We start from the raw sequence: 20721 nt of genomic DNA on the forward strand, positions 1-20721 counted from the left end.
AGTTTTGCTGGAAATGCTATTAACCTGTAAACAATCGTTGCATTTTCGCCACAATGCGTTGCATAGATGCAACGCTATTGGGTAACATGGTTAACATGAACACAGCGAATCTGACCACGGAAATGGACAAAGCGGAGCAATCATCGCGTAGCGGTGAGGGGCGCAGACTTCTTGCGCTGCCTGGTATCATCACCGTTGTCCTGGCGCTGATCACAGCGTCTATTTCTTTTGCCATCCTGATCGGCATTACGCCAATCACGCCGGATCGTGCAGTGACGCTTGCGCTGGTGATTGTTAATGTTGCGCTGATTGTATTTCTCATCCTGCTGATTTGCCGAGAAATCTACCGGATCATCTCGGCACGCAGGTTGGGAAAAGCCGCTTCAAGACTTCACGTCCGTATTGTGGCGCTGTTCTCGTTGATTGCGGCAATTCCCGCAATTGTGGTGGCAATTGTTGCATCGGTCACACTCAATCTCGGTCTCGACCGCTGGTTTGATACCAATACGCGTGACATTGTCAGTTCGTCGCAGAGTCTGACGACGGCCTATATTCGTGAAACGGCGCTCAACCTGCAAAGCACATCATTTTCAATGTTGCAGGAACTGGATGCGCAACGCACACTCTATAGTCTCGATAGAGGTGGTTTCATTCGATATATGACCCTGCAAGCGGGTGGCCGGGGGCTGCTGGGTGCGTTTTTGGTGCGTGAAGATGGGGATGTCGTTGTTAAAAGCGAGACTGGTGTTGAAGCACGCCTTCCAGCACCAACCGAAGATGCTTTGAAGACGGCTGTAGACGGCAAGCCGGTGATCATCCCTCCGGGCAACAGTAATTTTGTTGGCGCAGTTATCAAAATGCGCGAGATTCCAGATCTTTACCTTTATACGGTGCGCTCGGTTGATCAGCAGATTCTTGAAGCCATGCGCCTGATGGAAGCGAACACTGCGCGCTATCAGGAGATGGATGCCAACCGCATTCCAACGCAGATCGCTTTTGCGCTGCTTTATTTCGGTCTGACGCTCATTGTTCTGTTGTCAGCGATATGGACTGGTATTGCTGTTGCCGACCGTCTTGTTCGCCCGATCCGGTTGTTGATCGGTGCTGCTGACGATGTGGCTGCCGGCAATCTTGATAGCTCTGTGCCCGTGCGTTCTTCAGACGGTGACGTTGGCGCGCTGTCTGGCACGTTCAACAACATGGTTGCTGAACTCAAAAGCCAGCGCAATGAACTCTTGTCTGCCAAAGATCAGATTGATGAGCGCCGTCGCTTCTCGGAAGCTGTGCTTTCTGGTGTGACAGCGGGCGTTATCGGCATTGAGTCGGATGGCTCGATTTCTATCCTCAACCGCTCTGCCGAGCATATGTTTGGTGTCAGCTCAGAGGATGCCATCGGCAAGAGCCTGAGTAGCATCGCGCCCGAAATCGGGCAGGCCTTTGAAGTTGCGCGCACAACGGGGCGTACGGTTCATCGTGAGCAGGTCAGTATGACCCGTAACGGTGTTGCACGCACCTATAATGTGCAGGTGACGGTTGAAGATGCAGATTCCGACGATCATTCCTATGTCGTGACCGTCGATGACATTACGGATCTTGTTCAGGCGCAGCGGTCTTCTGCATGGGCAGACGTCGCACGTCGAATTGCCCATGAGATCAAAAATCCGCTCACCCCGATCCAGCTTTCGGCAGAACGTATTCGCCGTCGCTATGGTAAGGTGATTGTCGAAGATCGTGAAGTCTTTGATCAGTGTACGGATACGATCATTCGGCAGGTCGGTGATATTGGTCGCATGGTGGATGAGTTCTCGTCTTTTGCGCGGATGCCGAAGCCTGAAATGAAGGCCATGGACATGCGCGAGGCTTTGCGCGAGGCATCATTCCTTATCGAGGTAAGCCGTCAGGACATAAAATTCACCAATGACTATGGTTCTGAAAAGCTGATTGGTTCTTTTGATAGCCGATTGATTGGCCAAGCATTCGGCAATGTTATCAAGAATGCCAGCGAGGCAATTGACGCCGTGCCAAAGGAAGAGCGCGGTGAGGGGCATATCCTCGTTCGCTCGAAAAAGGCGGATGGACAGCTCATCGTTGATGTCATCGACAATGGCAAAGGTTTGCCGCGTGATGATCGTCAGAAGCTTTTGGAGCCTTATATGACAACGCGAGAGAAAGGCACCGGCCTCGGTCTCGCTATTGTTCGCAAGATCGTGGAAGACCACGGCGGACATCTGGAATTGCATGATGCGCCAGCAGATTTTTACGAAGGTCGTGGCGCAATGATACGGATGATTTTCCCTGAAGTTTCCACTGGTTCGTCCGGTTCGGAAGAGGGAAGTCATGGAAACGAGATAATTGGACAGGTGATCTAATATGGCAGCCGATATTCTTGTAGTTGATGACGAAGCGGATATTCGGGAACTCGTTGCCGGTATTCTGAGCGATGAAGGTCATGAAACCCGCACGGCCTTTGATGCTGATAGTGCGCTTGCGGCAATTGATGATCGTGTGCCGCGACTGGTGTTTCTGGATATCTGGTTGCAGGGAAGCCGTCTCGACGGGCTTGCGCTGCTTGATGAAATCAAGAAGCAACACCCTGATCTGCCTGTTGTGATGATTTCCGGTCACGGCAATATTGAAACGGCTGTGTCGGCGATCCGTCGCGGCGCTTATGACTTTATCGAAAAGCCGTTCAAGGCCGACCGTCTTATTCTGGTTGCCGAACGTGCACTCGAAACATCGAAGCTGAAGCGCGAAGTTTCCAGCCTGCGTAAGCGTAGCGGCAACAGCATGGAGCTCATTGGCGCGTCGCTTGCGATCAACCAGTTGCGTCAGACCATTGAGCGCGTTGCGCCAACCAATAGCCGCATCATGATTACCGGCCCTTCGGGCGCAGGGAAAGAACTTGCTGCGCGCGCTATTCATGCGCAATCGAGTCGCGCCAATGGCCCGTTCGTGACCGTTAATGCTGCAACCATTACGCCGGAACGTATGGAAATTGAGCTTTTCGGCACCGAAATGGACGGTGGTGAGCGTAAGGTCGGTGCGCTGGAAGAAGCGCATGGCGGTATTCTCTATCTCGATGAAATCGCGGATATGCCGCGTGAAACGCAAAATAAGATTTTGCGTGTTCTTGTCGATCAGCAGTTTGAGCGTGTTGGCGGAACCAAGCGCGTGAAGGTTGATGTTCGTATCATTTCCTCCACAGCACAGAACCTTGAAGGCATGATTGCTGAAGGTACATTCCGCGAAGACCTGTTTCATCGTCTCTCTGTGGTGCCCGTACATGTTCCGCCCCTCGCGTCGCGTCGAGAGGATATTCCTTCTCTGGTCGAATATTTCATGACGCAGATTGCGGAACAGGCAGGCATCAAACCGCGCAAGATCGGCTCTGATGCGATGGCTGTTTTGCAGGCGCATAGCTGGCCGGGTAATATTCGTCAGTTACGCAACAATGTTGAACGTCTGATGATTTTGGCGCGTGGCGATGATCCGGAAGCGCCTATTACAGCCGATCTTCTGCCTGCGGAAATTGGTGATACGCTGCCACGCGCGCCAACAGAATCCGATCAGCACATTATGGCTTTGCCCTTGCGGGAAGCGCGCGAGCGTTTCGAGAAGGAATATCTTATTGCGCAGATCAATCGCTTTGGCGGCAATATTTCACGCACGGCGGAATTTGTTGGCATGGAGCGCTCGGCATTGCATCGCAAGCTCAAGTCGCTTGGCGTATAACGGTAAACAGGCGGGGCTATCATGCGGGTAATCGTGTGCGGAGCGGGGCAGGTCGGCTATGGTATTGCTGAACGTCTTGCTGCTGAAGAAAATGACGTCTCGGTTATCGATACGTCTGCGCGCCACATTGAGATTGTGCGCGATACGCTGGATGTGCGTGGCTTTGTTGGTCATGGCTCACAGCCGGATGTTCTTGCCGCAGCCGGTGCCAATGAAGCCGATATGATCATTGCGGTAACATTATCTGACGAAGTCAACATGGTGGCTTGTCAGGTGGCGCATTCGGTTTTCAACGTGCCAACCAAGATCGCTCGTATTCGTGCGCAATCCTATCTCAAGGCTGAGTATCAGGATCTGTTTTTGCGCGAAAACCTGCCGATCGATGTGATTATCTCGCCGGAGCTTGAAGTTGGTGAAGTGGTTCTGCGGCGTATTGCCTTGCAGGGCGCGACTGACGTGCTGCGATTCGCGGATGATAAGATCATCGGTCTTGCAATAGAATGCCTAGAAGAATGTCCAGTTATCAATACGCCGCTCAAACAGTTATCAGACCTGTTTCCTGATCTGGCTGCGACTGTGGTTGGTGTTGTGCGCAATGGCAGTCTGTTCATTCCCCGTTCGACCGATCAGCTTCACGCCGGTGATCTGGCCTATGTTGTCACAACGCGCGAGCAGGTGCGCAGAACGCTCTCTTTGTTTGGGCATGAAAAGCCGGAAGCACATCGGATTGTCATTGCCGGGGGTGGCAATATCGGTCTTTATGTTGCCAAGGCCATTGAAGAGCGTAAATGGCAGACACGCATCAAGATGATCGAAAGTGAGCATGAGCGTGCCTTTACGATTGCTGATCAGCTTAGCCGTACAATGGTTTTGCACGGCAGCGCGCTCGATCAGGCGCTTTTGCAGGAAGCTGATATTGAGGATGCCGATCTGTTCGTGGCACTGACCAATCAGGATCAGGTCAATATTCTTTCCAGCATTATGGCGAAGCGCCTCGGTTGCAAGGCGAATATGGCGCTGATCAACACGGTTGCCTATCAGGACTTCACCCACATGGTGGGGATAGATGCCTATATCAATCCCAAGGCGGTGACGGTATCAAAGATATTGCAGCATGTGCGACGCGGGCGCATCCGTGCGGTTTATAGTGTCTATCGTGATATGGCCGAAATTATCGAAGCAGAAGCACTTGAGACGTCTTCGCTGGTAGGTAGCCCTCTTCGTGATCTTGATTTACCTGAGGGGCTGCGTATCGGGGCGATCTATCGCGATGGGCTGGTTATTCAACCGAATGGTGACGTCCGCATAAAGCCTAAAGACCGCGTTGTGATTTTTGCCTCTGCTGATGCTATCAAGCATGTTGAGCAAATGTTCCGTGTTAGTCTTGAATTCTTCTGATTTAGGCTCCAATAGATGCCTAAATTTATTGGCCGGTGGCTTTAATGGATATTTGTACGTTCTGGTATGGGCCGCGTCTGCGCGATGTCGATCGCATCTGTCTCGCATCAATGGTGATGACTGGCCAGCGTGTGAAACTGTTTTCATATGCGCCGATTGAGAATGTACCCGTAGGCGTCGAGCTGCATGATGCCAGCAAAATTCTACCTGAGGTGGTGTTTAAGCGACTTGATCCGGGCTATCCGAGTTTACGAAGCCGAACGACTATCGTTCAGTTCAGCGATATTTTTCGCATCATGCTGATGAAGCATAAGCAGGGTGTGTGGCTCGATACGGATGTGTATCTGCTCAAGCAGTTTCATCCTGATCCATCGAAACCCTATCTCGCTCGCGAGAATCGTTTCCGCGTTGGAGTTTCTGCGCTTTACCTGCCGCATGATCATCCGATTATCCGTGAATTCGAAGCCTATGTGGCGGCAAGCTATCCATTACCGCGCTGGCTTGGATTGCGGCGTGGGAAGTTGCGGCCATTATACTATCGTCTCATTGGTAAGGACGTAACGCCTGCCGCCATCGGGATTACGATTTTCGGAAATGACGGCATATCACGGCTAGCACGCAAATACGGTATCTTCAGAAACGCCGCTCCTCAGGAGAATTTCTATTATTGGGTGGGCAAGGAAGCGACGCGGATTTACGATCCGGCTTATGGGCTGGAACCCACGAAACACCCTGATTTCATTGGATTTCACATTCACAAGAAGCATAAAGAAGTTGTCTCAATGCAACCGGGAAGCTTCTATATGTGGGCGATTGATCGCGTGAAGCCATTGCTGGGTGGTCCGCTTTCAGATCATCCGAAATAGGGGCTGCTTATTCGTACCTGCAAGGATTTGCATATCAGGTTTTAAATTTGGCGGTTGCGCAAAGATTCCCATCCTGTTAACCGAAGCTTAAGAGCGAAGCAGTTGTCTTTCCACAGCAATTGCGATTAGTGACTGGTTTAGCGCGATCCGGGAGCTTGATTTATATTTGCGCGCATGTTCGTCTGGCATTTAGCGAACTGACTGCTGATCGATTAAAGGAATAAAAACAATGGCTGAACGATCGCAAAATCTTCAAGACCTTTTTCTCAATTCTGTACGCAAGCAGAAAATTTCACTGACCATCTTCCTTATCAATGGCGTGAAACTCACGGGTATCGTGACGTCTTTTGACAATTTCTGCGTATTGCTGCGCCGCGATGGACACTCGCAGCTTGTCTATAAGCATGCAATCTCGACCATCATGCCAAGCCAGCCTGTGCAGATGTTCGAAGGCGAAGAAGCCTGACGCATATCAGTTCAATATTGGTCAGTTTTATGCTGACCAATATTATGCCGGGGCGTCTTCTATTTGAAACCGCTAATACGGATACCTATCTGTATGGATAGTTATTTTCCGTATCCCGGAGTAAGTATATTTGTCGAAATTCAAGGATAAGAACGTTTCGCCTGCCGATGAAAATAAGGGATTTGGTTTGTCTGAACCAGAGCCGACCAGAGCAGCGGTTATCGTTCCCATATTACCCGAACGACACACAACAAGCACGGCAAGTGACGAAGGTGAGCGACCACAGTTTCAGCGCTCCAATGAAGCACGGCTGGAGGAAGCCGTCGGTCTTGCACGTGCGATTAATCTCGAAATAGCCCATGCCGAGAGTGTGATCGTCAATCAACCGCGTCCTGCGACCCTTCTGGGGACGGGTAAGGTTGAGGCAATCGCCGAAATCATTGAAGAGAAGTCGATCGGACTTGTCATTGTCGATCATGCTTTGACGCCGGTGCAGCAGCGCAATCTTGAAAAAGAGTGGAACGTCAAGGTTATCGACCGGACCGGCCTTATCCTTGAAATCTTCGGTGAGAGAGCACGCACCAAGGAAGGTGCGTTGCAAGTCGAACTTGCGCATCTGAACTATCAGAAGGGCCGTCTGGTCAGAAGCTGGACCCACCTTGAGCGTCAGCGCGGTGGTGGCGGCTTCCTTGGCGGTCCGGGTGAAACGCAGATCGAAGCCGACAGGCGTATGCTTCAGGATAAGATTCTGAAGATCAAGCGCGAGCTTGAGACGGTTGTGCGTACACGGACGCTGCATCGGCAGAAGCGTCGCAAGGTTCCGCATCCGGTGGTGGCGCTCGTTGGCTATACCAATGCGGGCAAATCAACGCTGTTCAACCGTATGACCGGCGCTGACGTGCTGGCCGAAGATATGCTGTTTGCTACGCTCGACCCGACATTGCGTCGCATTCGTTTGCCGCACGGTGAGACGGTTATCCTGTCCGATACAGTCGGTTTTATTTCAAATCTTCCGCACCATCTCGTTGCCGCATTCCGGGCAACGCTTGAAGAGGTTGTCGAGGCTGATCTGATCCTGCATGTGCGTGACATTTCCGATCCCGACAATGCAGCACAGGCTGAGGACGTTGAAAGTATTCTCGCCGGGCTCGATGTCGAGCCGCATGATCATAAGCGCGTGATCCAGATCTGGAACAAGATCGATAATCTGGATGAAGCGGGTCGTGAGGCAGCACTTCGCTTGGCTGCCGCCGGCAGCGAGGAGGGGCGTCCGATCCCGCTTTCAGCGTGGACGGGGGAAGGCGTTGACAGGTTGCTTTCCTTGATTGAGACCCGCATTGCAGGGGCGCTTGGAACTGTCGATGTTGTGCTTTCTCCATCCGAGCTTCGCATTCTTGACTGGATTTACCAGCATGGCAGCGATGTAAAGCGCGAAGATCTGGAAGATGGCTCTGTTCGTATTCAGGCCCGCCTTACAGAAACAGCACGAAAAATGCTGGATGAGAAACGCGGCATTAAGCCTGTCCCTCAGGATTCGGACTGGGATTGATCGGCATCTTGCGGAACAGGGTTGCAAAGCCCTATGTATGGAACATCCATACGATTCATATTCGTCATACACTATCCAGAGGCCCATAATGAGAGATCCTATTGAAACCGTCATGAACCTCGTGCCGATGGTTGTCGAGCAGACCAACCGTGGCGAGCGGGCCTATGATATCTTTTCGCGCTTGTTGAAAGAACGCATCATCTTCGTCAACGGTCCCGTCGAAGATGGAATGTCGATGCTGATCTGTGCGCAGTTGCTGTTTCTTGAATCGGAAAATCCGAAGAAAGAAATCAACATGTACATCAATTCGCCCGGCGGTGTTGTGACCTCCGGCATGGCGATTTATGACACGATGCAGTTCATCAAGCCGCCAGTGTCCACGCTTTGTATGGGGCAGGCAGCCTCTATGGGCTCGCTGTTGCTGACAGCTGGTGCCACCGGCCAGCGTTATGCGCTTCCAAATGCCCGTATCATGGTTCACCAGCCATCGGGTGGTTTCCAGGGGCAGGCGTCTGATATTGAGCGCCATGCGCAGGACATCATCAAGATGAAGCGTCGCCTCAACGAAACTTACGTCAAGCATACTGGTCGTGATTATGAGACGATCGAACGCACGCTTGACCGTGATCACTTTATGACAGCGCAGGAAGCTCTGGAATTTGGTTTGATCGATAAAGTGATCGAATCGCGCGAAGTGAGCGCCGAAGAAACCAAGTAATTTGGGGAGGCAGATAGTCTGCCTCTTCGTATTTTAGCGCGCTTTGCCACAAAAGGGGCTTATTTCGTGGTCCTACGTGAAGGATAACGCATGGTGTTAAGCATCTGTTGGGGTTCAGGGCGCTAAAATTGATCAGATTGTGCCGAATCTCTATGGGGAACATGATTTTTCATTTGTTCCCCGCCTGAGGTTCTGCAAAAGTCTCCATCAAAGGCTTACTCGGTCGGAAAGCCTGCGGTGACTGGGATCCAAAATGACAAGCAGTGCGTAAAAGCTGCTGATGGAGCCTGAAGGGAGCGGCGTTTTGCTTACCCTCATGGATCCGAACCGGAAAAAACGATCGAAATGAACACGCGATGAGGTTGTTGTTCGTTTCGGTTTATTGAAAGGAAACTGCAATGAGCAAAGTCAGCAACAGCGGCGGCGATTCAAAGAATACGCTTTATTGCTCTTTCTGTGGCAAAAGCCAGCATGAAGTTCGTAAGCTGATTGCAGGCCCGACCGTATTTATTTGTGACGAGTGCGTCGAACTTTGCATGGACATCATCCGCGAGGAAAATAAAACCTCAATGGTGAAGTCGCGTGAAGGCGTGCCTACGCCACAGGAAATCAAGGACGTTCTTGACGATTACGTCATCGGCCAGAAAGACGCCAAGCGTGTTCTCTCGGTTGCGGTACACAATCACTACAAGCGTCTTGCACATCAGAGCAAGAGCAACGACATCGAGCTTGCGAAGTCGAACATTCTGTTGGTCGGCCCAACGGGTTGCGGCAAGACCTACCTTGCCCAGACACTCGCACGCATCATTGATGTACCGTTTACCATGGCGGATGCAACGACGCTGACAGAAGCCGGTTATGTCGGTGAGGATGTTGAAAACATTATCCTGAAGCTGCTTCAGTCGGCCGATTATAATGTTGAACGCGCGCAGCGCGGCATTGTTTATATCGATGAAGTCGACAAAATCAGCCGCAAGTCTGATAATCCTTCGATCACCCGTGATGTATCGGGCGAAGGTGTTCAGCAAGCGCTTTTGAAGATCATGGAAGGCACTGTTGCTTCTGTTCCACCGCAGGGTGGTCGCAAGCATCCACAGCAGGAATTCCTGCAGGTGGACACGACAAATATTTTGTTCATCTGTGGCGGTGCTTTTGCCGGTCTCGACAAAATCATCTCGGCGCGCGGTGAGAAGACTTCGATTGGCTTTAGCGCAACTGTGAAGTCGGTTGACGACCGCCGCATTGGTGATGTGTTTAAAGAGCTGGAACCGGAAGATCTGCTGAAGTTCGGTCTTATTCCGGAGTTCGTTGGTCGTTTGCCGGTAATCGCGACACTGGAAGATCTGGATGTTGATGCACTGGTACAGATCCTGACCGAGCCGAAGAATGCGCTCGTGAAGCAGTATCAGCGGCTGTTCGACATGGAAAATGTTGAACTGAGCTTCCACGACGATGCTTTGCGCGCAATTGCCAATAAGGCTGTTGAACGCAAGACCGGTGCACGTGGTCTGCGCTCGATCATGGAAAAGATCCTGCTCGACACCATGTTTGAGCTTCCAACGCTGGAAGGCGTGCAGGAAGTGGTCATTTCCGGTGATGTTGTGGATGGAAGCGCTCGTCCGCTTTATATCTACGCTGAGCGTCAGGAAGAAAAGGGCAATGCGTCGGCTTGACGATTTGCCGGACTTTTGGAAAAAAGGCCGCGCAAGCGGCCTTTTTTTGTTTATCTCCTGGCAAATGCTGAATACTGGAAAAGCTTGTTATTGTACAAATCTCCGTGACAGCGCAGGATAAATGACGATTCTATGAAAGCTGCCCTGGAATCAGCTTGAATTTGGGAGTTCGACACTCCAATTATGGACCGAAGCACTGGTCATGGACTGCCTCATTATGAAAGGGGCCATAACCAGTGGCAATCGGGTCGAATGACCTGAGAAAGGACTTACAATGACGGGTATTGAACAGAAGACTCCTTTGGGTGGTTCTGGAGCGAATGGTGAAGACGGGCTGTATGCCGTCCTGCCGTTGCGCGATATCGTAGTTTTCCCGCATATGATCGTTCCGCTGTTTGTTGGACGCGAAAAGTCGATCAAGGCACTTGAAGAGGTGATGGGCGTTGATAAGCAGATTTTGCTTGCAACGCAGAAGAATGCGGCGGACGACGATCCGGCACCGGATGCAATTTATGAGATCGGCACGATCGCCAATGTGCTGCAGCTTCTCAAGCTGCCAGACGGTACCGTTAAGGTTCTCGTCGAAGGCACCGCGCGCGCCAAGGTTTCCAAGTTTACCGATCGTGAGGATTATCACGAAGCTTACGCAACTGCTCTGCCTGAGCCGGAAGAAGACGCTGTTGAGGTTGAGGCTCTGGCCCGTTCAGTGGTTTCCGATTTCGAAAACTACGTGAAGCTGAACAAGAAGATTTCGCCGGAAGTGGTTGGCGCTGCAAGCCAGATCGACGACTATTCCAAGCTCGCTGATACGGTTGCTTCGCATCTCGCAATCAAGATTCCTGAAAAGCAGGAAATGCTGTCGATTCTCTCGGTGCGTGAGCGTCTTGAGAAGGCGCTTGCCTTCATGGAATCTGAAATTTCTGTTCTTCAGGTTGAAAAGCGCATCCGTGGCCGCGTCAAGCGCCAGATGGAAAAGACCCAGCGCGAATATTACCTCAACGAGCAGATGAAGGCGATCCAGAAGGAGCTTGGTGATGGCGAGGACGGCCGCGATGAAGCGGCTGAACTCGAAGAACGTATCAACAAGACCAAGCTTTCCAAGGAAGCGCGCGAAAAGGCACAGGCTGAGCTGAAGAAGCTGCGCAGCATGAGTCCGATGTCAGCGGAAGCGACTGTTGTTCGCAACTATCTCGACTGGCTGCTGTCTATTCCTTGGGGCAAGAAGTCCAAAGTCAAGCAGGACCTGAACTTTGCCGAGGAAGTGCTTGATGACGAGCATTTCGGTCTCGACAAGGTCAAGGAGCGCATTGTCGAATATCTGGCCGTGCAGGCTCGCTCGACCAAAATCAAAGGCCCGATCCTCTGCCTCGTTGGACCTCCCGGCGTTGGTAAGACTTCGCTTGCCCGTTCGATTGCCAAGGCAACCGGTCGTGAATATGTCCGTATGTCGCTTGGTGGCGTGCGTGACGAGGCTGAAATCCGTGGTCACCGCCGCACTTACATCGGTTCGATGCCCGGCAAGGTCATCCAGTCGATGAAGAAGGCGAAGAAGTCCAACCCGCTCTTCCTGCTCGATGAAATCGACAAGATGGGCCAGGATTTCCGTGGTGATCCATCTTCGGCAATGCTTGAGGTGCTGGACCCGGAACAGAACTCAACCTTCATGGATCACTACCTTGAGGTTGAATATGATCTGTCGAACGTCATGTTCGTGACGACTGCCAATACGCTGAACATTCCGGGTCCGCTTCTGGACCGTATGGAAGTCATCCGTATTGCCGGTTACACCGAAGATGAAAAGCTCGAGATTGCCAAGCGGCACCTGCTGCCAAAGGCCATCAAGGATCATGCGCTGCAGCCGAAGGAGTTTTCGGTCACAGACGATGCGCTGCGCAACGTTATCCGTCTTTACACGCGTGAAGCCGGTGTTCGTAGCCTTGAACGTGAAATGATGACCTTGGCGCGTAAGGCCGTGACTGAGATTCTCAAATCGAAGAAGAAGTCGGTGAAGATCACCGACAAGAATCTCTCCGATTATCTCGGTGTCGAGCGTTTCCGATATGGTCAGGCCGAAGGCGAAGATCAGGTTGGCGTTGTCACAGGTCTTGCATGGACTGAAGTGGGCGGCGAATTGCTGACCATCGAAGGCGTCATGATGCCCGGTAAGGGCCGCATGACCGTTACGGGTAACCTCCGTGATGTGATGAAGGAATCGATTTCTGCGGCGGCATCGTATGTTCGCTCGCGCGCAGTTGATTTCGGCATTGAGCCTCCGCTGTTCGACAAGCGTGACATCCACGTGCACGTGCCGGAAGGCGCAACGCCTAAGGATGGTCCATCGGCTGGTATCGCTATGGTTACGGCAATCGTCTCTGTTCTGACCGGTATTCCGGTTCGCAAGGACATTGCAATGACTGGCGAAGTGACGCTGCGTGGCCGTGTGCTGCCTATTGGTGGGTTGAAGGAAAAGCTGCTTGCTGCATTGCGTGGCGGCATCAAGAAGGTTCTGATCCCGGAAGAAAACGCCAAGGATCTGGCGGATATTCCGGACAATGTGAAGAATAATCTTGAGATCGTTCCAGTGTCGCGAGTCGGCGAAGTGCTGAAACATGCACTGGTTCGGGAGCCGCAGCCGATCGAATGGACAGAGCCAGAAACGCCTGTCGCATCCGCTCCGGTGGACGACGAAGCAGGTGTTTCGACAGCACATTAATCATTGTCTGTGCCTAATAAGCTAACAATGCCGGGCTAAAAGCCCGGCATTTCTGTGTTTAACCCCGGGTTTCCGGGGTTTTTTCGTGTTGACAGGCTTGGTTTGTCAACCGATTTGAATAAACTGCACGCAATCCGGTCGCGTTATTCGTTCCGGTAGATAAAGAAAGGAAATGCCTATGAACAAGAACGAATTGGTCGCCGCAGTAGCGGAAAAGGGCGGTTTGACTAAAGCCGACGCAGGAACTGCCGTTGACGCAGTTCTCGCAGCTGTAACCGGTGCACTCAAGGCTGGCGAAGAAGTACGTCTGCCTGGCTTCGGCGTTTTCTCCGTATCGCATCGCGCAGCGTCGACTGGCCGCAACCCTTCGACTGGTATGGAAGTTGCTATTCCTGCCCGCAACGTGCCGAAGTTCTCGGCTGGTAAGGGCCTGAAGGATGCCGTTAACGGCTAATCCAGTAAACTGACGCGGCATGATCGCGCTCAGTTATACGAGAAGGCCCGGTTTAACCGGGCTTTTTTGCTTTATAAGGGGAGGTTTTGCGATGCGATTTTATAAAATGAGTGTGGCACTTCCGACCCTCGGTTTCGCGGGGCTGCTTTTCGGTATGCAACCGGCACAGGCGGACACCTGTGATGAGCAGGTCTTTCAGGATACAAAATTCATTATCTGTACGGTGAAGGCCAAAGAAAACCTGCGTCTGTTTTGGAAGGGCGCAGAGGGTGAGCCGTATCGCAATTTCTCGAAAATTGCAGATGCGGTGGCTGCGCAAGGCAAGACGCTGTCATTCGCGTTTAATGCAGGAATGTATCAGACCGATTTCTCGCCGATGGGGCTTTATGTCGAGGACGGGCAGGAACTGGTTGCTGCCGATACAAAAGCGCCTCAGCGTGCGTCTGGCCCGGTTCCAAACTTCTATAAAAAGCCCAATGGCATTTTCTATTTTGATAAAGACAGCGCCGGTATTGTTTCAACCGAGCGATTTCTAAAGCGCCGACCGCAGGCGCGCTTTGCGACGCAGTCCGGACCGATGCTGGTCATTGAGAACAAGCTCAACCCGATTTTGATCAAAGACTCGACGGACCGGACCCGCAGAAGCGGTGTTGGTGTTTGTGATGATGAGAGCATTCGCTTCGCAATTAGCGAAGATGCGGTGAATTTCTATGATTTCGCATCGCTGTTTCGTGACGGGCTGAAATGTCCGAATGCGCTGTTCCTCGACGGCGGCGGCGGTGCTGGAATTTATAATCCTGCCATGGGAAGAAATGACATCTCATGGCATGGCGGATATGGGCCGATTGTGGGATTTGTTGAATAGAGTGCATGAAAAAGGCGGGTTTAAAAACCCGCCTTTTTCATTCATTCAGCAGCTTCTGCTTTGCGCCCCGGACGGCGCTCCAGCAGTTCCTTGAGGAATTGGCCTGTGTAAGAGCGCTTTTCCTTCACGATGTCTTCGGGGCGCCCAACAGCGACAATCTCACCGCCGCCATCGCCGCCTTCCGGACCAAGATCGATAACCCAGTCGGCAGTCTTGATGACTTCGAGATTGTGCTCAATGACCACAACTGTATTGCCCTGTTCAACCAGTTCATGCAGCACTTCGAGAAGTTTTGCCACATCATGAAAGTGCAGGCCGGTTGTCGGTTCATCCAGAATATAGAGCGTTCGCCCGGTGGCTTTGCGTGAAAGTTCCTTGGCGAGTTTCACGCGCTGCGCTTCACCGCCAGAAAGGGTTGTGGCCTGCTGGCCTACTTTTACATAACCAAGTCCCACTTTAACGAGCGTCTCAAGCTTGTCGCGCACAGCTGGAACGGCTGTGAAGAATTCAGCGCCTTCTTCAACTGTCATATCGAGAACATCGGCAATCGACTTGCCTTTGAACTGTACTTCCAGAGTTTCACGATTGTAGCGTTTGCCGTGGCAGACGTCACAGGTGACGTAAACATCCGGCAGGAAGTGCATCTCGATCTTAATGACGCCATCGCCCTGACAGGCTTCACAACGACCACCTTTCACGTTGAAGGAGAAGCGTCCGGGCTGATAACCACGGGCTTTGGCCTCCGGCAGACCTGCGAACCAGTCACGGATCGGTGTGAAAGCGCCGGTATAGGTTGCCGGATTGGAACGTGGTGTGCGGCCAATCGGTGACTGATCAATGTCGATGACTTTATCGAGGAATTCGAGGCCTTCTATACGGTCATGTTCCGCCGGATGTTCGCGTGAGCCCATGATGCGACGCGAGGCAGCCTTGAACAGCGTTTCGATCAGGAAGGTGGATTTACCGCCGCCAGACACCCCGGTTACAGCGGTGAATGTGCCAAGTGGAATATCCGCCGAAACATTTTTCAGATTGTTGCCGCGTGCGCCGACAACCCGGATGCGCTTGTTCTTGGTCAGTTTGCGGCGCTCAGCCGGAACTGCCACCTCCATCGCACCCGACAAATATTTGCCGGTTAGCGAGTTCGGGTTGGACATGACGTCTTTCGGCGTGCCCTGCGCGATGATCTTGCCACCATGAACACCAGCCGCCGGGCCAATATCGACCACATAATCGGCTGTCAGGATCGCATCTTCATCATGCTCGACGACGATCACGGTATTGCCGAGATCGCGTAAGTGACGAAGCGTGTCGAGAAGACGGGCATTGTCGCGCTGATGAAGGCCGATGGATGGTTCATCAAGCACGTAAAGCACGCCGGTCAGACCGGAGCCGATCTGAGAAGCGAGGCGAATACGTTGACTTTCACCGCCCGAAAGTGTGCCGGAGTTGCGCGCAAGCGTCAGATAGTCGAGGCCGACATCATTGAGGAATTCCAGACGCTCGCGGATTTCCTTCAAGATACGGGCTGCAATTTCGCGCTGCTTGTCATTGAAGCTGCCATCAATATCACGAAACCATGCATCGGCATTGCGGATCGACATGCCGGTGATTTCACCAATGTGTTTCATGCCAACTTTGACGGCCAGCGCTTCCGGCTTCAGGCGAAAGCCTTTACAAGCCGGGCAGGGCGTTGAAGACATGAAGCGCTCGATTTCCTCACGCGACCATGCCGAATCGGTTTCTTTCCAGCGGCGTTCGAGATTGGGGATCACACCCTCAAAAGCCTTGGTGGTCTGATAGGCGCGCAGGCCATCATCATACTGGAAGGTGATTTCCTTGCCCTTGGTGCCATAGAGAATGGCAGTCTGCGCTTCATCGGAAAGATCGGACCATTTGGCACTCAGCTTGAAGCCATAGGCTTTGCCGAGCGCTTCCAGCGTCTGATTGTAATAAGGTGAAGACGAACGGGCCCATGGCGCAACGGCTCCATCTTTCAGAGAGGCGGAATGATCGGGAATGATCAGGTTCGGGTCAATCGCCTGTTGCGTGCCAAGACCGTCACAGGTCGGGCATGCACCAAAGGGATTGTTGAATGAGAACAGGCGCGGTTCGATTTCGGGAATGGTGAAACCGGACACCGGACAGGCAAATTTTTCCGAAAACATAACGCGTTCATGCGTTTCATTTGCCGATTTGTTGGCGCTACCACCGGCAGATGTATCCTCGGCCAGCAATGGTTTGTCGGCGAATTCTGCGATTGCCAAACCTTCTGCCAGTTTGAGGCAGGTTTCAAGGCTGTCGGCGAGGCGGGTTCCGAGATCAGGGCGCACCACAACGCGGTCCACAACCACATCAATATCGTGCTTGTATTTCTTGTCGAGGGCTGGAACGTCAGCAATTTCGTAAAAGGTGCCATCGACCTTCACGCGCTGAAAACCCTTCTTCTGAAGCTCGGCCAATTCCTTTTTGTATTCGCCTTTACGCCCACGAACGATAGGCGCCAGGATATAAAGACGGGTGCCTTCTTCCAACGCCAGAACCCGATCAACCATCTGGCTGACAGTCTGGCTTTCAATCGGCAGGCCGGTCGCAGGCGAATAAGGCACGCCCACGCGCGCGAAGAGCAGGCGCATGTAATCGTAGATTTCGGTGACGGTGCCGACAGTTGAACGCGGATTGCGGCTCGTTGTCTTCTGTTCGATGGAAATGGCCGGGGATAGACCATCGATCTGATCAACATCCGGCTTCTGCATCATTTCAAGGAACTGGCGCGCATAGGCTGAAAGGCTTTCGACATAGCGACGCTGGCCTTCCGCGTAGATCGTATCGAAAGCCAGCGATGATTTGCCGGAGCCTGAAAGGCCGGTCATCACGATCAGCTTGTCGCGTGGCAGATCAAGATCGACATTTTTCAGATTGTGTTCACGCGCGCCACGTATGGAAATGAATTTCTGATCGCTCATTCCGCGTCCTGCCTGTTTCGTCATGTCGTAGAGTGGCTGGCGCCGAAAAATTTATGGTGCGCCGCTCCACAATATGGGGATGAACCCTTTCAAAGGAAAGGGGCTGTTCAGTCGCTTTCCGGGTTCTAACGCCGGAACAAAGATCGAACAACCAGTCATCTGATAGGCGATACGAAATGTGAACGCAAGAGCGTTGACTGTTACTCCTGACAGGAGCAAACTATATTTGCTCGCCGGATGGAGGGACATCGCAGAATTGAAACGATGTCGACAAGAGGTCTGACTGGCTGAGTAAACGTAATAGGGAGATAGGAGCATGAGTCCACCTGACGACGTTGCATAGCTTTCATCATGATGAGAGCACAATTACTTGCAGTCTTAACTGCTTCATTTGCAAGGAATGATGCATTTTTGATTGAGACAGGTAGTTGCAGAAAATTTAAAAAATGCGCGGCAATCTGGCATCGTCGCTCAGATTTCCGAATAAATTTATCGGCGAATTACTGTCGATATAAGAGCTTAGCTCAACCCCAAGCCCTGCGCGCCTAAGAAACAGTGAGCGGCAGGGCTTAACTCTGCGAAGATTTTCCGGTTTCTATAGCGTGTCGCGTTTAATCGAATCCAATACGCTTGCTTTTTCTTCTTGTTTTACACATGCCGTTCTCGGATCGTAGGGGGAATGGAAATCAGGCCGGTGAACGAATTTCCCCCGACGTTGGACCTCACTTTTCCGCAACATGCTTTATCTCTCCATGTATAAAATCTGCATTAAAATCCATTTCAAGCTTGTAAATTGAACAAAACAAGAACATAAACTTCTGTGGACATTGCCGGAATTCGCCGCGCGAGCATGAGCGCGGTGGAAGTGGCTGCTGTAAGGTGATAGTTGAATTTTAGGCCAATACCTTTTGGTATTTGACCATTCTTTAAAAGTAGACGCCGTTTGGCAGGGCTGAGAAGCGCGCTGGATGGGTGGATGCGAGAGATCCGGAGTAAGTTTTCAATGGCTGGTAGCGTCAACAAAGTCATTCTGATCGGCAATCTTGGTGCTGATCCAGAAATCCGCCGCCTTAATTCAGGCGATCAGATCGCCAATCTGCGTATTGCGACGTCGGAAAGCTGGCGCGACCGTCAGTCCGGTGAGCGCAAGGAACGTACCGAGTGGCATAGTGTTGTCATCTTCAATGAAAATCTTGCCAAGGTGGCAGAGCAGTATTTGAAGAAGGGGTCCAAGGTTTATATCGAGGGCGCGCTGCAGACGCGTAAGTGGCAGGATCAGAACGGTAATGATCGTTACTCGACTGAAATCGTGTTGCAGAAATTCCGGGGCGAACTTCAGATGCTTGATAGCCGCGGCGAAGGTGGTGGCGAGGGGCGGTCGTTCGGCGGCGGTGGTAATCGCAACCAGATGTCGGATTATTCCGGCGGCGGAAGCGATTTTGGATCGTCCGGCCCATCCAATCAGGGTGGTGGCAGCGGCGGCGGTTTCGCGCGCGACCTTGATGATGAAATTCCATTCTGATAAAAAAGCGGGCGTCACAAGCGCCCGCTTTTTTAGTTGGATTGATTGATAAAAAGAATAATATAAGCTGCTGTTTTAGCTTATTATTATCTGTTATCGTCTCGTTGATTATTTCCATAAAATGCGCCGTAGACAGATGACTTTTGCGATCGGACTGGATGAACGAAGTGAAATGGCTTTTGGCGGAAGAGCTGATCTGCTGCATCCCCATTCGCTGGGCATTATTTTTTCCGATGTGATTTTCTGTTGGGCGCGTGTGTTGTGATGCGGGCGGATCATACTCTTAACGGGTGTTTTGTTGCTGTTGTCGGTCCCAGTGGTGCCGGTAAAGATACGATTATGGACGCGGCGCGTGAGATACTGAAAGATGATCCGCGGTTTCATTTTGTGCGGCGCGTTATCACCCGACCACAAATGCCGGGCACTGAAGATCACGACAGTCTGGACGAGGAAGCTTTTCGCAAAGCGGCAGACGAGGGTGCTTATGCGCTTCAATGGCAGGCGCATGGTTTGAGCTATGGTCTGCCGCGTTCGCTGGATACCAAACTTGCGGAAGGCGCGGTTGTTATCGCCAATGTTTCGCGTCGGGTTCTGACGGATATTCGCAGACAGTATCAATCACGTTCCATCGTGCTGATAACTGCACAATCGTCCGTATTGGCTGAGCGACTGGCAGCACGTGGGCGAGAAACACGGGCACAGATCGAAAAGCGTTTGGCGCGTGAAGTGCGCTTCGATCATCAGGCTGACGACGTTGTGATGATCGATAATTCTGGAGCAGTGGCGACATCCATCGAAGCCTTCCTCGCACACTTAGAGCGGTTCCGGTTCTGATTGAATTCAGATCGGCAGCCTAAAGGGAAAACGAAGTGTCGGCGAGGGATATGTGCTTATCCTGTGATCAGCGACCTGACGCCATCTGCAACGAATTGCACGGCAAGGGCTGCCAATATGACGCCTAGCAGGCGCGTCAGGATTGAGCGGCCCGTTTCTCCGAGGAAGCGGTCAACGCGTTCTGCAAGCAACAGCACCAGATATGTAATGAGCAGGCAGGTAAATATGACCAGTAGCAGAACGGCGTGTTCTGCCGGTCCAGTGAACGAATCGGACGTCAGAACAATGGCGGAAATTGCACCCGGACCGGCTATCAGTGGTATGGCAAGCGGGAAGGCTGCGATATTGCGGATATGATCCTTGGTGATGGCAACTTCGGCGCTCTTTTCCTTGCGCTCGGTTCGCTTTTCGAAAATCATTTCGAAGGCGATCCAGAACAGAAGCAGACCGCCTGCGACGCGAAAAGCGCCGATACTGATGCCGAACATGCCGAGTATCTGCGCGCCAGCAATTGCAAACAGCGCCATTACCCCAAAGCCGATGATGGATGCGCGCAGCGCAACCTGTCCGCGATGGTTGCGATCCATGCCGGGTGTCAATGCAAGAAACAAAGGAGCCAGACCGGGCGGATCGATTGTGACAAGCAGGGTGACGAAGGCGCTGAAAACCGTATCGTAGAACCCCATGCTAAACGCGCCTCTTTTTTTGATATTTTTTGCCTGATTTGTGAAGCAGAGTGTAGCTGATCAAAGCCGCGCGGTCGATGTAAAGCACACGCTCAGGCAACATCATTACGCGATGTTTATGTGAATATCTTTCAAGTGCTTGATAAGATGGGCGAAATTAGCTGCTCGAATTGGCCTCGAAATTGGCGTTTTGCACCATTTTGCTCTATAAAGTGACTTTATCGATTCTGTTGAGAAAGATATCTGAATAGTGTCAGATCTAACGCCTCCACCCGGTTC

At 52.1% G+C, this 20721-nt stretch carries 15 protein-coding genes; 13 read left to right on the forward strand and 2 right to left on the reverse strand.

Annotation, left to right across the window (positions count from 1 at the left end):
• The first annotated feature begins 53 nt into the window (after positions 1-53).
• From OPR82_RS10000 to OPR82_RS10050, 11 genes are all read left to right on the forward strand, one after another.
• Positions 54-2369, forward strand: a complete 2316-nt coding sequence (locus OPR82_RS10000; RefSeq protein ID WP_265984644.1) for a sensor histidine kinase NtrY-like — start codon at positions 54-56, stop codon at positions 2367-2369.
• Between the two features lies 1 nt (position 2370).
• A complete protein-coding gene (ntrX, locus tag OPR82_RS10005) occupies positions 2371-3732 on the forward strand; it encodes a nitrogen assimilation response regulator NtrX (RefSeq protein ID WP_265984645.1) in 1362 nt (453 codons plus the stop codon).
• Positions 3733-3753: 21 nt separating this feature from the next.
• Positions 3754-5130 (forward strand): Trk system potassium transporter TrkA, encoded by a 1377-nt coding sequence (gene trkA / locus OPR82_RS10010; RefSeq protein WP_265984646.1) that lies wholly within the window; start codon positions 3754-3756, stop codon positions 5128-5130.
• A 44-nt stretch (positions 5131-5174) separates the two neighbouring features.
• Complete coding sequence (locus OPR82_RS10015; protein ID WP_265984647.1) at positions 5175-5996, forward strand: glycosyltransferase family 32 protein; 822 nt, start codon at positions 5175-5177, stop codon at positions 5994-5996.
• A gap of 229 nt (positions 5997-6225) precedes the next feature.
• Positions 6226-6462: an RNA chaperone Hfq gene (gene hfq, locus OPR82_RS10020; protein WP_002964239.1), complete on the forward strand. Its 237-nt coding sequence runs from the start codon at positions 6226-6228 to the stop codon at positions 6460-6462.
• 130 nt (positions 6463-6592) lie between these two features.
• Positions 6593-8011, forward strand: coding sequence for a GTPase HflX (gene hflX, locus OPR82_RS10025; protein WP_265984648.1), 1419 nt, complete (start codon positions 6593-6595; stop codon positions 8009-8011).
• Between the two features lie 88 nt (positions 8012-8099).
• Complete coding sequence (gene clpP / locus OPR82_RS10030; protein WP_265984649.1) at positions 8100-8729, forward strand: ATP-dependent Clp endopeptidase proteolytic subunit ClpP; 630 nt, start codon at positions 8100-8102, stop codon at positions 8727-8729.
• Between the two features lie 398 nt (positions 8730-9127).
• Positions 9128-10402, forward strand: a complete 1275-nt coding sequence (gene clpX / locus OPR82_RS10035) for an ATP-dependent Clp protease ATP-binding subunit ClpX (RefSeq protein ID WP_265984650.1) — start codon at positions 9128-9130, stop codon at positions 10400-10402.
• Positions 10403-10676: 274 nt separating this feature from the next.
• Positions 10677-13115 (forward strand): endopeptidase La, encoded by a 2439-nt coding sequence (lon, locus tag OPR82_RS10040; protein WP_265984651.1) that lies wholly within the window; start codon positions 10677-10679, stop codon positions 13113-13115.
• 178 nt (positions 13116-13293) lie between these two features.
• On the forward strand, positions 13294-13569 hold the full coding sequence (locus tag OPR82_RS10045; RefSeq protein WP_007875106.1) for an HU family DNA-binding protein: 276 nt from the start codon (positions 13294-13296) through the stop codon (positions 13567-13569).
• A 91-nt stretch (positions 13570-13660) separates the two neighbouring features.
• Entirely contained in the window at positions 13661-14434 is a 774-nt protein-coding gene (locus OPR82_RS10050) for a phosphodiester glycosidase family protein (protein ID WP_396996979.1), read from the forward strand.
• Between the two features lie 41 nt (positions 14435-14475).
• On the opposite strand, the gene uvrA is transcribed toward OPR82_RS10050, so the two are convergent.
• Positions 14476-17400 (reverse strand): excinuclease ABC subunit UvrA, encoded by a 2925-nt coding sequence (gene uvrA / locus OPR82_RS10055; RefSeq protein WP_265984652.1) that lies wholly within the window; start codon positions 17398-17400, stop codon positions 14476-14478.
• A 1003-nt stretch (positions 17401-18403) separates the two neighbouring features.
• Here uvrA and ssb point away from each other — a divergent pair.
• Both ssb and phnN read left to right on the forward strand, forming a co-directional pair.
• Positions 18404-18922, forward strand: a complete 519-nt coding sequence (gene ssb / locus OPR82_RS10060; RefSeq protein WP_265984653.1) for a single-stranded DNA-binding protein — start codon at positions 18404-18406, stop codon at positions 18920-18922.
• A 264-nt stretch (positions 18923-19186) separates the two neighbouring features.
• A complete protein-coding gene (gene phnN, locus OPR82_RS10065; RefSeq protein ID WP_265984654.1) occupies positions 19187-19756 on the forward strand; it encodes a phosphonate metabolism protein/1,5-bisphosphokinase (PRPP-forming) PhnN in 570 nt (189 codons plus the stop codon).
• Positions 19757-19812: 56 nt separating this feature from the next.
• Here phnN and OPR82_RS10070 read toward each other — a convergent pair whose 3' ends face one another.
• Positions 19813-20442: a MarC family protein gene (locus OPR82_RS10070; protein ID WP_265984655.1), complete on the reverse strand. Its 630-nt coding sequence runs from the start codon at positions 20440-20442 to the stop codon at positions 19813-19815.
• Positions 20443-20721 lie beyond the last annotated feature (279 nt).

Origin of the sequence: Ochrobactrum chromiisoli (assembly GCF_026241335.1) — a bacterium.
Classification (GTDB): Bacteria; Pseudomonadota; Alphaproteobacteria; order Rhizobiales; family Rhizobiaceae; genus Brucella; species Brucella chromiisoli.

What these genes read in the sequence shown, in the direction of transcription:
- OPR82_RS10000 (WP_265984644.1), top strand. Translation starts at nt 54, where the DNA reads ATGCGTTGCATAGATGCAACGCTATTGGGTAACATGGTTAACATGAAC.
- ntrX (WP_265984645.1), top strand. Translation starts at nt 2,371, where the DNA reads ATGGCAGCCGATATTCTTGTAGTTGATGACGAAGCGGATATTCGGGAA.
- trkA (WP_265984646.1), top strand. Translation starts at nt 3,754, where the DNA reads ATGCGGGTAATCGTGTGCGGAGCGGGGCAGGTCGGCTATGGTATTGCT.
- OPR82_RS10015 (WP_265984647.1), top strand. Translation starts at nt 5,175, where the DNA reads ATGGATATTTGTACGTTCTGGTATGGGCCGCGTCTGCGCGATGTCGAT.
- hfq (WP_002964239.1), top strand. Translation starts at nt 6,226, where the DNA reads ATGGCTGAACGATCGCAAAATCTTCAAGACCTTTTTCTCAATTCTGTA.
- clpP (WP_265984649.1), top strand. Translation starts at nt 8,100, where the DNA reads ATGAGAGATCCTATTGAAACCGTCATGAACCTCGTGCCGATGGTTGTC.
- clpX (WP_265984650.1), top strand. Translation starts at nt 9,128, where the DNA reads ATGAGCAAAGTCAGCAACAGCGGCGGCGATTCAAAGAATACGCTTTAT.
- lon (WP_265984651.1), top strand. Translation starts at nt 10,677, where the DNA reads ATGACGGGTATTGAACAGAAGACTCCTTTGGGTGGTTCTGGAGCGAAT.
- OPR82_RS10045 (WP_007875106.1), top strand. Translation starts at nt 13,294, where the DNA reads ATGAACAAGAACGAATTGGTCGCCGCAGTAGCGGAAAAGGGCGGTTTG.
- OPR82_RS10050 (WP_396996979.1), top strand. Translation starts at nt 13,661, where the DNA reads ATGCGATTTTATAAAATGAGTGTGGCACTTCCGACCCTCGGTTTCGCG.
- uvrA (WP_265984652.1), bottom strand. Translation starts at nt 17,400, where the DNA reads ATGAGCGATCAGAAATTCATTTCCATACGTGGCGCGCGTGAACACAAT.
- ssb (WP_265984653.1), top strand. Translation starts at nt 18,404, where the DNA reads ATGGCTGGTAGCGTCAACAAAGTCATTCTGATCGGCAATCTTGGTGCT.
- phnN (WP_265984654.1), top strand. Translation starts at nt 19,187, where the DNA reads ATGCGGGCGGATCATACTCTTAACGGGTGTTTTGTTGCTGTTGTCGGT.
- OPR82_RS10070 (WP_265984655.1), bottom strand. Translation starts at nt 20,442, where the DNA reads ATGGGGTTCTACGATACGGTTTTCAGCGCCTTCGTCACCCTGCTTGTC.